This window comes from Saccharopolyspora sp. NPDC003752 (assembly GCF_053605825.1).
In genome coordinates, this window is record NZ_JBSGJZ010000024.1 from 99,109 (window position 1) to 111,193 (window position 12,085).

Here is a 12,085-nt window from a genome sequence, read left to right on the forward strand (position 1 = left end):
AGGAAAGTTCCCATGCTCGCGTCAGCCGACGCGCGCGCCCTTGCGCCAGACGGCGTGGGTGAGGGGCACGCCCGGTCGGTAGGCGAGCCACGTCGTGCTCGGGGCGTCGAGGACGTGGACGTCCGCCCGCGCGCCGGGCCGGAGCACGCCGACCGCGCCGTCGCCGGTCTCCCGGCGCAGCGCCCGCGCGCCGCCCCAGGTCGCCGCCCGCACCGCCTCTTCGATGGTCATCCGCATCTGCAGCACCGCCGTCGCCACGCAGAACGCCATCGACGACGTGTAGGACGAACCGGGGTTGCAGTTGGACGCCAAGGCGACCGCGGCACCGGCCTCGATGAGCGCCCGGGCGTCCGGCAGCGGCTGCCGCGTGGACAGGTCGCAGGCGGGCAGCAACGTCGCCACGGTGCCCGAACCCGCCAACGCGTCCACATCGGACTCCGTGAGGTAGGTGCAGTGGTCCACGCTCGCGGCGCCGAGTTCGACGGCCAGCTGAACGCCGGGCCCGGGGCCGAGCTGGTTGCCGTGCACGCGCAGCCCCAGCCCGCGTTCCTTCGCCGCCACCAGGATTCGCCTGGACTGGTCGGCGTCGAACGCGCCCTGCTCGCAGAACACGTCGCACCAGCCGACGTGCGGCGCCACGGCGTCGAGCATCTCCCCGCGCACCAGGTCCGCGTAGGTGTCCGCGTCCTCGCCAGGCGGCACCAGGTGCGCGCCGAGGAACGTCACCTCGTCGGCCTCGGCGGCGATCTTCGCGGCCCGCAGCTCCTCGGCGACCGTCAGCCCGTAGCCGGTCTTGGTCTCCATGCACGTCGTGCCCTGCGCGGCGGCTTCCGTGATGTGCTTGCGCAGGTTGGCGGCCAGTTCCTCGTCGGTGGCGGCCCGCGTCGCCGCCACGGTGACGGCGATCCCGCCCGCCTGGTAGGACTGCCCGGCCATCCGGGCGGCGAACTCCGCGGTGCGGTCACCGGCGAACACCAGGTGCGTGTGGCTGTCGACCCAGCCGGGCAGGACCGCTCGCCCGGCCGCGTCGAAACGCTCGTCGGCTTCCGGCGCGGCGGCCGCGGGGCCGGCCCAGACGACCCGGTCACCGTCGATGACCAGCGCGGCATCGGTGAGCGTGCCGAGCTCGTCGTCGTTCGTCGTCAGCTCGCCGATTCCAGTAATAACAGTGCTTGTCATCGCTTCCTGATCCTCGTTCGTATTACTCATGCGCGCAGCGCGGCGATCGCTTCGCCGAGCTCGCCCGCCGCGTCGATCGCTTCGTGCTTGCCGTCCTGCACGATCCTGTGCCCGTCGGCGATCACCACCCGGACGTCGCCGGCCCGCGCGACCGCCGGGACGGCCTCGGGCGCGACTCCGGCCAGCCGGGTCGAGCCGAGGTCCACCGCCACGAAATCGGCGCGGGCACCGGCTTCGAGCCGTCCCGCGTCGGCCCAGCCCAGGGACCGGTGCGCGGCCTCGGTGGCCATCGCCAGCAGCTCGGCGGCCGCGAAGTGCCCGCGGGTCTCGGTGTCCAGCCGCAGGTAGGACTCGACGGCCTGCACCTCCGCGAACGGGTCGATCACGGAGTGCCCGTCGCTGCCGACGGAAAGCGGGCTCCCGGCGACGGCCAGCGCCGCCGCCGGACCGATCCCGTCGGCCAGGTCGGCTTCGGTCGTCGGGCACAGGCACACCCCGGTCGCGCTACCGCCCAGCAGCGCCACGTCGGACGCGGCCAGGTGCGTGGCGTGCACCGCCGTCACGCCGGGCCCCAGCGCGCCGCGCGATTCCAGCAGCTGGGTCGGGGTGCAGCCGTGCGCCGCCAGACACGCTTCGTTCTCGGCGCGCTGTTCGGACAGGTGCACGTGCAGCGGTGCTTCGTTCTCGCGCGCCCAGCCGGCCACTTCCGGGATCTCCTCGGCGGGCACCGCGCGAACCGAATGCAGCGCCGCACCAAGGCGAACCCGGTCACCGTCCACAGTGCACCGATCGATCCGGTCGATCCAGCTCGCCGCCGAACCGTCCGAGAAGCGCAGCTGCACGCCGTCCAGCGACCGTCCGAAACCACCTGCCAGGTAGCACGTGTCCAGCAGCGTGAGCCGGATCCCCGCATCCTTCGCGGCCTGCGCGAGGGCCTGGCTCATCGCGTTCGGGTCGTCGTACCGGGTGCCGTTCGCGGCGTGGTGCAGGTAGTGGAATTCGCCGACGCAGGTGATCCCGGCCAGCGCCATCTCGGCGTAGACGCCGCGGGCGAGCCGATAGTAGCCGTCCGGGTCCAGCACCTCCGCCACCCGGTACATCTGTTCGCGCCAGGTCCAGAAGGTGCCGCGGGCGCCGTCGTCGCCGCCGCGGAGCGCGCGGTGGAACGCGTGGGAGTGCGCGTTGGCGATGCCGGGCAGCGTCATGCCCGGGAACCGTTCGGCGTGCTCCGGCGGGTTCTGCGCGGAGCCGACGGCGGCGATGCGGCCGGCGTCGACTTCGAAGAGCACGCCCCGCTCCGGTCCGCTCGGCAGCCAGGCCCATTCGCACCAGTAGGTGGTCAACCGCCTCACCCGGCCAGGTCTTCCAGGACCTGGGCGAGCGCGTGCGCGCCGGAATCGCAGTCGCCGGGCTCGGCGTGTTCCTCCGGGGCGTGGCTGATGCCGGTCGGGTTGCGCACGAAGAGCATCGCCGTCGGCACCTCGGCGGCGAGGATTCCCGCGTCGTGCCCGGCTCCGGTCGGCAGCGCCGGGGCGTCGCTGAGCAGGCCCGCGAGCCGGTCCCGGAACGCGGCGTCGAAGTGCACGGTGTCGCCGTAGGACTCCTCGGTCACCTCGACCTGGCAGCCCTCGGATGCGGCGAATTCCGCGGCCGCTCCGGACAGGTCCTCGACCATGGACCGCGTCGACCGGTCGTCCGGCGACCGCGCGTCCAACCAGATGTCCACAGTAGACGCGATGACGTTGGTGCCGCCGGGGTTCGGGACCAGCCTGCCCACCGTCGCCCGGCCGCCGTCGACGCCCGCCGCGATCCGGCGGGCTTCGAGGACCAGCCGCGACGCGGGCAGCATCGGGTCGTGGCGGTCGGCGATCAGCGTCGCGCCGGCGTGGTTCCCCTGGCCGCTGAACCGGAACCGCCACCTGCCGTGCGCCAGGATCGACGACGCGACCGCCACCGAGCGGTCCAGGTCGATCAGTCCCCGGCCCTGCTCCACGTGCAGCTCGACGAACTGCCCGATGCTCCGCAGCGCCGCGTCGTCGCGCCCCAGCCTGGCCGGGTCCGCGCCGAAGGACCGCATGGCCTCGGCGAATGTCACGCCGTTGGGGTCGCGGAGCGCGCGTGCCCGGTCCGCGTCGATGGTCCCGGCCAGCAGCCTGGAGCCCAGGCACGGCACGCCGAACCGGCCGCCTTCCTCCTCGGCGAAGACGACCACCGCGAGCGGCTTCCGAGGCGTGAAACCCTTGGCCCGCAACAGATCCACCGCGCTCAAGGCGCTGACCACGCCGAGCGGGCCGTCGAACGCGCCGCCGCCGGGCACCGAGTCCAGGTGGCTGCCGGTCACCACCGCGTCATCGCCCGGCTCGCCCCACCACGCCCAGATGTTCGCGTTCTGGTCGGTGGTGACGCGCAGGCCGCGAGCCTCGGCCTGCTCGACGAACCACTCGCGCAGCTCCCGCTCGGCGTCGTCGAAGACGTGCCGGGAGTACCCGCCCCGGCGCCGGTCCGCGCCGACATCGGCGATGGCCGCCATCAACTCGTTCGGTCCCGCCACACCCGCTCCTTCCCGAACACCCGCGTCCCGGGCAGCAACCCGTCAGTTCCAGAGCTCGTGAGCGTTTTTGGTCGCTATGGCGGCCAAAAACACTCACGAGTGCTCAGCCGACCAGGGGCGTGCGGACGCCGCGCTCGGCGGCGACCTGCTCCGCCCGGTCGTAGCCCGCGTCGACGTGCCGGATCACACCCATGCCCGGGTCGTTGGTCAGCACCCGCGCGAGCTTCTGCGCCGCGAGTTCGGTGCCGTCGGCGACCGTCACCTGACCCGCGTGCAGCGACCGCCCCATGCCGACGCCGCCGCCGTGGTGCAGCGACACCCACGTCGCGCCGGAGGCCGTGTTGACCAGCGCGTTCAGCAGCGGCCAGTCCGCGACCGCGTCCGAGGTGTCGGCCATCGCCTCGGTCTCCCGGTACGGCGAGGCCACCGATCCGCAGTCCAGGTGGTCGCGGCCGAGCACCACCGGCGCCGCGAGCTCGCCGGAGGCCACCATCTCGTTGAACCGCAGGCCCGCCTCGGCGCGCTCGCCGTAGCCGAGCCAGCAGATCCGCGCGGGCAGCCCCTGGAAGGACACCCGCTCGCCGGCCAGCCGGATCCACCGCGCCAGGTGCTCGTCCTCGCCGAAGAGGTCGAGGATCGCCCGGTCAGTCTTGGCGATGTCGGCCGGATCGCCGGACAGCGCCGCCCACCGGAACGGGCCCTTGCCCTCGCAGAACAGCGGCCGGATGTAGGCGGGCACGAAACCCGGGTAGGCGAACGCCCGCTCGTAGCCGCCGAGCTGGGCCTCGCCGCGCAGCGAGTTGCCGTAGTCGAAGACCTCCGCGCCGCCGTCGAGGAACCCGACCATCGCTTCCACGTGCTTGGCCATCGAGTCGCGCGCCCGCTCGGTGAACTCGTCGGGCTTCTTCGCCGCGTAGTCGGCCCAGTCGTCCACGTCGACGCCCAGCGGCAGGTAGGACAGCGGGTCGTGCGCGGAGGTCTGGTCGGTCACGATGTCGGCGGGCACGCCGCGCCGCAGCATTTCGGGCAGCAGCTCGGCGGCGTTGCCGATCACCGCCACCGAGTACGCGCGCCGCGCTTCCTTGGCCGCCACGGCCTTCTCGATGGCGTCGTCGAGGCTGTCGGCGACCTCGTCGAGGTAGCCGTGCCGGACGCGGCGGTGCGCGCGTTCGGCGTCGCATTCGACGACAAGCGCGACGCCCTCGTTCATCGTCACCGCCAGCGGCTGCGCGCCGCCCATGCCGCCGAGCCCGGCGGTGATGGTCAGCGTGCCCGCGAGGCTGCCGCCGAAGCGGCGGGCCGCGATCGCGCCGAAGGTCTCGTAGGTGCCCTGCAGGATGCCCTGCGTGCCGATGTAGATCCACGATCCGGCGGTCATCTGGCCGTACATCATCAGGCCGAGCGCGTCGAGGCGCCGGAACTCCGGCCAGTTCGCCCAGTCGCCGACGAGGTTGGAGTTGGCGATCAGCACCCGCGGCGCCCACTCGTGGGTCTGCAGCACGCCGACCGGCTTGCCGGACTGCACGAGCAGCGTCTCGTCCTCGCGCAGCGTCGTCAGTTCCCGGACGATCGCGTCGAACGACGCCCAGTTCCGCGCCGCCTTGCCGGTGCCGCCGTAGACGACGAGGTCGTCGGGCCGCTCCGCGACCTCCGGGTCGAGGTTGTTCTGCAGCATCCGCAAGGGTGCTTCGGTGCTCCAGCTCCGCGCGGTCAGGGTGCTCCCGCGCGGGGCGCGCACGGGTCGGGCTTCGCTCATGGCAACCTCCGGTCCACTGTGGAGTTCGTGAAGCCGGCGGCGGTGTCGCGCACCGCGCCGGAACGGATCAGCTCTTCGGCCGCCGCGATCTCCGGCGCGGTGTGGCGATCGGGGCCGGGGCCCGGGACTCGGGTGCGCAGCAGGTCCCGCACGGCGCCGGTGGCCGGGCCCGGCTGCAGCGGCGCGCGCAGGTCGAGGGCGCGGGCGGCGGTGAGCAGTTCGACGGCGAGCACGGTCGTCAGGCCGTCGATGGCGCGGCGGAGCTTGCGGGCCGCCGACCAGCCCATCGACACGTGGTCCTCCTGCATCGCGCTGGTCGGGATGGAGTCGACCGACGCGGGCACGGCGAGCCGCTTCAGCTCGGCGACAAGGCCCGCCTGCGTGTAGTGGGCGATCATGTGCCCGGAGTCCACGCCCGGGTCGTCGGCGAGGAACGCGGGCAGCCCGTGCGAGCGCGCGACGTCGAGCATCCGGTCGGTGCGGCGCTCGGACATGCCGGCGACGTCGGCCAGCGGGATGGCCAGGAAGTCCAGCGCATAGGCCAGCGGCGCGCCGTGGAAGTTGCCGTTGGACTCGACCCGGCCGTCGTCGAGGACCACCGGGTTGTCGATGGCGGCCGCGAGCTCCCGGTCGGCCACGGCCTCGGCGTGGGCGACGGTGTCCCGCGCCCCGCCGTGCACCTGCGGCGCGCAGCGCAGCGAGTACGCGTCCTGCACGCGCGTGCAGTCGGGGCCCCGGTGGCTCGCCATGATCGGCGAGTCCGCCAGCAGCGCCGACATCCGCGCCGCGGACACCGCCTGCCCCGGGTGCGGGCGCAGGCGCTGGAGGTCGGCGGCGAACACCCGGTCGGTGCCCAGCAGCGCCTCCACGCTCATCGCCGCGGTCACATCGGCCACGTCCAGCAGCGCGGACAGGTCGTGCAGCGCGAGCACCAGCATGCCGAGCATGCCGTCGGTGCCGTTGGTCAGCGCCAGGCCTTCCTTCTCCACCAGCACCACCGGCTCGATCCCGGCGTCGGCCAGCGCTTCGGCGGCCGGGCGCAGCCGCCCCGAAGCGTCGAAGACGTCGCCCTCGCCGGTGAGCGCGAGCGCGACGGACGCCAGCGGCGCGAGATCGCCGGAGCAGCCGAGGGAGCCGTGCTCGTGCACCACCGGCACGATGCCCTCGTTGAGCATCGCCGCCAGCGCGTGCGCGGTCTCCAGGCGGACGCCGGTGCGCCCGGTGGCGATCGTGTGCAGCCGCAGCAGCATCTGCGCCCGCACCACTTCCGGCTCCACCGCCGGACCGGCGCCGGCCGCGTGCGACCGGACGAAGGACTGCTGCAGGGCCACGCGCCGACCGGCCGGGATGTGCCGCACGGCCAGCGCCCCGAAGCCGGTCGACACCCCGTAGGTGGGGCGCTTCTCGGCGGCGAGCGCCTCGATGTGCTTGCGCGTCGCGACGATGCCCTGTTCCGCCAGCTGGGTCAGTTCCACCCGCGTCGCGGCGCGTGCGACGGCCACGACCTGCTCGCGGTGCAACGGCTCCGGACCAACATTCAGCATGTCGTCCTGCATATCTCCATACCAGCGCGACGGCGCTACCGGCAGAAGACCGGATGGGGTGAGAATGTCTGGAATACGAGACCGGAACCCGAACGGAGGCGGTCGTGGGCGGTAGCAGCGACGTGCCGGCGCTGCGGCGCGGGCTGGCCATCCTGCGGGTCCTCGCGGGCCGCGCCGGGCCGGTGTCGGCCGGGGTCATCGCCCGCGATCTGGACCTGCCCAGGTCGACGACCTACCACCTGCTGGCCGAGCTGGTCGCCGCCGGCTTCGTGACCCACCTGCCGGAGGAGCGGCGCTACGGGCTGGGCATGGCGGCCTTCGAGCTCGGCTCCGCCTACCTGCGCCACGACCCGCTGGAACGCCTCGCCGGGCCGCTGCTGCGGCGGCTGGTGGACCAGGTCGGCCGCACCGCGCACCTGGGTGTCCTGCACGGCGGCGAGTCGCTGTACCTGATCAAGGAGCGGCCGTCGCAGCCGCAGACGCTGGTCACCGACGTGGGCGTCCGGCTGCCCGCGCAGCTGACGGCGTCCGGGCGCGCGATGCTCGCGCACCTGCCCGCCGCGCACGTGCGCGCACTCCTGCCGTCCAGCGAGCGGTTCGTGCTGCGCACCGACCGCGGCCCGCGGAACCTGCCCGAACTGCGCCGGCTGCTCGCGGCGGAGCGCCGCCGCGGCTGGGCGGTCGAGGACGGTTTCGTGACGGCGGGCTTCGCCTCGGTGGCGTGCGCGGTGTTCGACCACGGCGCCCGCCCCATCGCGGCGATCAGCGTGACGTTCCGCCACTTCTGCGAGACCCCGGGCGGCGAACCCTGCGCCGAGACCTGGCCGGACCTGGCCGCTCAGGTCCACCACGCGGCAACGGAGCTGACCACCAGGATCAGCGGCCGCACCGCCTGATGACACGGGTGCATGCAGCAAGTGCATGCTAGCGTGGACGCATGACTAGCGTGCAGGTCAGAAATGTTCCCGACGACGTCATGGATGCGCTGCGCGCTGAGGCCGAGGAACACGGGCTGTCGCTCCAGCAGCATCTGCTTTCCGTGCTGGAAGAGCACACGGCGCGAACCCGGATGCGGAACATGTTCGCTCAGCTCGACGCGGTTCTCGGCGACGAGCCGATGCTGACCGAGGACGCCGCAGAAGCGGTCCGCGAGCTTCGGGACGAACAAGACGCGCGCGACGCTGACCGTGCAGAAGGGCACTCATGAGCACCGCTGTGATCGACGCCAGCGTCTGGTGCGACGCGCTGCTGCCCGGCGACCGCCGCGCAGCGGCGCGAGCAGCGCTCGAGTCGTACACGAAACTCGCCGCGCCTGAACACCTGCGCTTGGAAATCGTGAACGTCCTGCGCCGTCATGCGCGCAACGACCTCAGCGACGTCCAGGCGTCGGCGGTGCTCAACGTCATCCGGGAAATGGCGATCGAAGTCGTGCCCACGGCCGACCTGCTACCGAGGGTGTGGGAGCTCCGCGGCAACCTCACGGCTTACGCCGCCGCCTACGTCGCGACAGCGGAACACCTCCGCGCCCCTCTCCTGACGCGGGACAAGGGCCTGCTCGCGCAGGCCGGACTCGTGCGCTGCGCGATCCAAGCCGTTTGACCGGCTGAGGGCGCGAAAGCGAGCTGAACCAGCTTTCGCGCCCACCAGGATCAGCGGCCGCACCGCTACGCAGAACGAGCCTGGAACACCTGGAATGTCAGAGGCCGGCCGAGGCGACGAATTCCTTGGCGACGTCCGCCGGGTTGGCCTTCTCGACCTCCAGCTTGCGGTTGAGCTCCGTGAGCTTGTCCGTGTCGAGGGCCTTGGACACCTTGTTCAGCGCCTCCGCCTGCTGCGGGGTCAGCTTCCCCTTGTGCACCAGCGGAACCACGTTCTGCGCCGGGAACATGTTCTTCGGGTCGTCCAGCTTCACCAGGTTGTTCGCCGCGATCTGCGACGAGGTGGTGAACAGGTTCGCCACCTGGATCTGCCCGGCGGTCAACGCGTTCACCGTGATGGTGCCCGCCTCCACGGGGCGGATCTCCTTGAACCGGCAGCCGTAGTCCTCCGCGATCTTGGTCTCCCAGCGGGACTTCCACTCCGCGGGCGCGCCGAGCACGAACTCGCCGCAGCGCGGCCCGAGGTCGGCCATCGAGCGCACCCCGGTGCCCGCGGTGGCCGCGGTGACGGTCAGCACGTCGGAGTCCTCCGCCGGGGACTGCTCCAGCAGCTCCATCTCGCCCGGCACGGCCTTCTTCAGCTGGTCGTAGACCTGCTGGCTCTCGGTCGCCGGCGACTGCGGGTCCAGGTACTGCAGCAGGTTGCCGGTGTAGTCGGGAACCACCGCCAGCTCGCCGTTGCGCACCGCGTTCACGTAGAACTCCCGGGCGCCGATGCGCGGCCGGGTCTCCACCTCGGCGCCGGTGGTCTTCAGCGCCTCGGCGTAGATGTGCATGAGCAGCTCGCTCTCGGCGAAGTCCGCCGAGCCGACCACCAGCGCGCCACCGGCGGCGTCCCGGTTGGCCTGCAACGGGTCCTGCGAACCGCAGCCGGTCAGCAGCAGCGCCGCCGCGGCGGCGCACACCAGCAACCGCTTCATCAATCCTTACCTCCTCGTCGGGCGGCCAGCACCAGACCGCGCGGCACCAACAGCCGGGTCGCGCCGGCCAACACCAGGTCGAGCAGGACCGCGAGCACCGCGATGACGATCGCGGCCGAGGCCATCTGCGCGTAGTTGCTGATCTTCAGGCCGTCCAGCAGGATCCGCCCCAGCCCGCCGAGCCCGACGTAGGCGGCGACGGCCGCGGTGGCGACCACCTGCAGCATCGCGCTGCGCACCCCGCCGAGCAGCAGCGGCAGCGCGGTCGGCAGCTCCACCTGCCACAGCCGTTGCATCGGCGTCATGCCCATGCCCTTGGCCGCGTCGACCGCGTCGGCGGGCGCGTTGCGGACCCCGGCGTAGGCGCCGGAGAGGATCGCCGGGATGGCGAGGATGACCAGCCCGGCCAGCGCCGGGCCTTCCCCGAGCCCGAATCCCAGCACCAGCAGCGTCACCACGCCCAGCGTCGGCAGCGCCCGCATCGCGTTGCTGATCCCCACCACGAACACCGCGCCGCGCCCGGTGTGTCCGATGTAGACACCCAGCGGGACGGCCACCACGGACGCGACGGCGACCGAGAGCACGCAGTAGTACAGGTGCAGCAGCGTTTGCGCCGCGATTCCGCCCGGCCCCGTCCAGTGCGCCGGGTCGGTCAGCCAGGCGATCAGCGAGCCGATCATGCGCCGCTCACCCCCGCCCGCGCCCACGGCGTCAGCAGCCGCCACAACGCCACCAGCAGCAGGTCGACCACCAGCGCCAGCAGCACGGTCAGCACGATGCCCACGATGATCTGCTCCGGGTAGTCCAGCTGGAACCCGGCGGTGAACAGCCGCCCGAGGCCGCCGATGCCGACCAGCGCGCCCACGCTGACCAGGCTGATGTTGCTGACCGACGCGACCCGGACGGCGGCCGCCAGCACCGGCACCGCCAGCGGCAGCTCCACGGCCAGGAACCGCCGGCCGGAGCGGTAGCCCATCGCGGTCGCGGCGGTGACGATGTGCGCGGGCACCGATTCCAGGGCATCCCGGACCGGCCGCACCAGCAGCGCCGCGGTGTAGAGCGTCAGGGCGATGATCACGTTGATCGAGGACAGCAGCGGCGTGCCCAGCAGCCCGGGGATGATCACGAACAGGGCCAGCGACGGGATCGTGTAGAAGATGTTGGCGCTGCCCTGCAACAGGCCGCGCAGCCAGCGCACCTGCTGCGCCAGGCGGCCCAGCGGCAGCGCCACCAGGACGCCGAGCAGCAGCGGCAGCAGCGAGAGGTAGATGTGCTGGCCGAGTTGTTCGAGCACCATCTCCCGGTTGCTGGGGCTGCTGAAGAAGTCGATCATGTCAGCCCTTCGCCGTCCGCGCGGCGGTGCTGCTCGATCAGGCCGAGCACGTGGTCGGCGGTGATCACGCCGACGTACCGGCCGTCGCCGTCGACGACGACGCCAAGACCCGACGGCGTGGACAACGCCGCGTCCAGCGCTCCGCGCAGCGGGGTGTGCAGGGTGTGCAGCGAGCCGCCGGCGACCAGCTGCGCCTCGGCCAGCTCACCATCCACAGTGGAGCCCGGCGGGAGCCAGCCGCGCGGCCGGCCGTCGCCGTCCAGCGCGAGCCGCCAGCGCTGCTCCGGCGCCACCCGCGTCCCCACCTCGACCGTGGCCACCGGTTTCGGGCTCAGCCCGTCGGAGTCCACGAAGGACAGTCGGCGGTAGCCGCGGTCCTTGCCGACGAAGGAGGTCACGAAGTCGTCGGCCGGCTCCGCGAGCAGGTCGTCGGGCGCGGCGTACTGGACGAGGTGCCCGCCCTGGCGCAGCACCGCGACCTTCTCGCCCAGCTTCACGGCCTCGTCGATGTCGTGCGTGACGAACAGGACCGTCTTGTCCAGCTCGTCCTGCAACCGCAGCAACTCGTCCTGCAGGCCCTCGCGCACGACCGGGTCCACGGCGCTGAACGGCTCGTCCATCAGCAGCACCGGCGGATCGGCGGCCAGCGCCCGGGCCACCCCGACGCGCTGCTGCTGACCACCGGAGAGCTGCGCCGGGTAGCGCTTGCCCAGCTCCTGCGACAGCCCCACCAGCTCCAGCAGCTCGCTCGCGCGCCGCCGCGCCTCCTGCTTGCTGCGACCGTCCAGCACGGGCACCGTCGCCACGTTGTCGAGGACGTTGCGGTGCGGGAACAGCCCGGCCTGCTGGATCACGTAGCCGATGCCGCGGCGCAGCTGCGCGGGATCGCGCCGGCGGACGTCTTCGCCGCCCACCAGCACCGTTCCCGACGACGGCTCGATCATCCGGTTCACCATCCGCATCAGGGTGGTCTTGCCGCACCCGGACGGCCCCACCAGGACGGTGATCGTGCCAGTCCCCACCGACAGGCTCAGCTCCTGGACGGCGACAGTGCCGTTGTCGTACTGCTTGCGCACGGCCTGGAACTCGATCAACCGAGCCCCCTCGTAGATCGTCGCGGTCCCCCAAACCTGGCCGACCCTAG

Annotated in this window: 12 protein-coding genes; 3 read left to right on the top strand and 9 right to left on the bottom strand. The window is 72.5% G+C overall.

Annotation, left to right across the window (positions count from 1 at the left end):
- Nucleotides 1–21 precede the first annotated feature (21 nt).
- The 5 genes from hutI to hutH form a co-directional block, all read right to left on the bottom strand.
- On the bottom strand, nucleotides 22–1,179 hold the full coding sequence (hutI, locus tag ACWEV3_RS27710; protein WP_452616690.1) for an imidazolonepropionase: 1,158 nt from the start codon (nucleotides 1,177–1,179) through the stop codon (nucleotides 22–24).
- 26 nt (nucleotides 1,180–1,205) lie between these two features.
- Nucleotides 1,206–2,522, bottom strand: coding sequence for a formimidoylglutamate deiminase (locus ACWEV3_RS27715; protein ID WP_452616691.1), 1,317 nt, complete (start codon nucleotides 2,520–2,522; stop codon nucleotides 1,206–1,208).
- Nucleotides 2,523–2,527: 5 nt separating this feature from the next.
- Nucleotides 2,528–3,709 (bottom strand): allantoate amidohydrolase, encoded by a 1,182-nt coding sequence (locus tag ACWEV3_RS27720; RefSeq protein ID WP_452616728.1) that lies wholly within the window; start codon nucleotides 3,707–3,709, stop codon nucleotides 2,528–2,530.
- A 124-nt stretch (nucleotides 3,710–3,833) separates the two neighbouring features.
- Nucleotides 3,834–5,486: a urocanate hydratase gene (hutU, locus tag ACWEV3_RS27725; RefSeq protein WP_452616692.1), complete on the bottom strand. Its 1,653-nt coding sequence runs from the start codon at nucleotides 5,484–5,486 to the stop codon at nucleotides 3,834–3,836.
- Nucleotides 5,483–7,030, bottom strand: a complete 1,548-nt coding sequence (hutH, locus tag ACWEV3_RS27730; protein ID WP_452616693.1) for a histidine ammonia-lyase — start codon at nucleotides 7,028–7,030, stop codon at nucleotides 5,483–5,485. Before hutH ends, hutU begins: the two co-directional genes overlap by 4 nt.
- A 104-nt stretch (nucleotides 7,031–7,134) precedes the next feature.
- Here hutH and ACWEV3_RS27735 point away from each other — a divergent pair, with 104 nt between their 5' ends.
- From ACWEV3_RS27735 to ACWEV3_RS27745, 3 genes are read left to right on the top strand one after another with little or no spacing between them, the layout of a single operon-like run.
- Nucleotides 7,135–7,926 (top strand): IclR family transcriptional regulator, encoded by a 792-nt coding sequence (locus ACWEV3_RS27735; protein ID WP_452616694.1) that lies wholly within the window; start codon nucleotides 7,135–7,137, stop codon nucleotides 7,924–7,926.
- Nucleotides 7,927–7,967: 41 nt separating this feature from the next.
- Complete coding sequence (locus ACWEV3_RS27740; RefSeq protein WP_452616695.1) at nucleotides 7,968–8,237, top strand: FitA-like ribbon-helix-helix domain-containing protein; 270 nt, start codon at nucleotides 7,968–7,970, stop codon at nucleotides 8,235–8,237.
- On the top strand, nucleotides 8,234–8,629 hold the full coding sequence (locus ACWEV3_RS27745; protein WP_452616696.1) for a type II toxin-antitoxin system VapC family toxin: 396 nt from the start codon (nucleotides 8,234–8,236) through the stop codon (nucleotides 8,627–8,629). The genes ACWEV3_RS27740 and ACWEV3_RS27745 overlap by 4 nt, the downstream gene beginning before the upstream one ends.
- A 97-nt stretch (nucleotides 8,630–8,726) precedes the next feature.
- On the opposite strand, the gene ACWEV3_RS27750 is transcribed toward ACWEV3_RS27745, so the two are convergent.
- From ACWEV3_RS27750 to ACWEV3_RS27765, 4 genes are read right to left on the bottom strand one after another with little or no spacing between them, the layout of a single operon-like run.
- Nucleotides 8,727–9,608 (bottom strand): ABC transporter substrate-binding protein, encoded by an 882-nt coding sequence (locus tag ACWEV3_RS27750; protein ID WP_452616697.1) that lies wholly within the window; start codon nucleotides 9,606–9,608, stop codon nucleotides 8,727–8,729.
- Nucleotides 9,608–10,288 carry an ABC transporter permease gene (locus ACWEV3_RS27755; protein ID WP_358574364.1) on the bottom strand — a complete coding sequence of 227 codons (681 nt, stop codon included), beginning with the start codon at nucleotides 10,286–10,288 and terminating at the stop codon, nucleotides 9,608–9,610. Before ACWEV3_RS27755 ends, ACWEV3_RS27750 begins: the two co-directional genes overlap by 1 nt.
- The gene (locus ACWEV3_RS27760; protein ID WP_452616698.1) at nucleotides 10,285–10,941 is read right to left on the bottom strand and encodes an ABC transporter permease; all 657 of its coding nucleotides are present in this window, start codon (nucleotides 10,939–10,941) and stop codon (nucleotides 10,285–10,287) included. The genes ACWEV3_RS27755 and ACWEV3_RS27760 overlap by 4 nt, the downstream gene beginning before the upstream one ends.
- Nucleotides 10,938–12,035 (bottom strand): ABC transporter ATP-binding protein, encoded by a 1,098-nt coding sequence (locus ACWEV3_RS27765; RefSeq protein WP_452616699.1) that lies wholly within the window; start codon nucleotides 12,033–12,035, stop codon nucleotides 10,938–10,940. The genes ACWEV3_RS27760 and ACWEV3_RS27765 overlap by 4 nt, the downstream gene beginning before the upstream one ends.
- Nucleotides 12,036–12,085 lie beyond the last annotated feature (50 nt).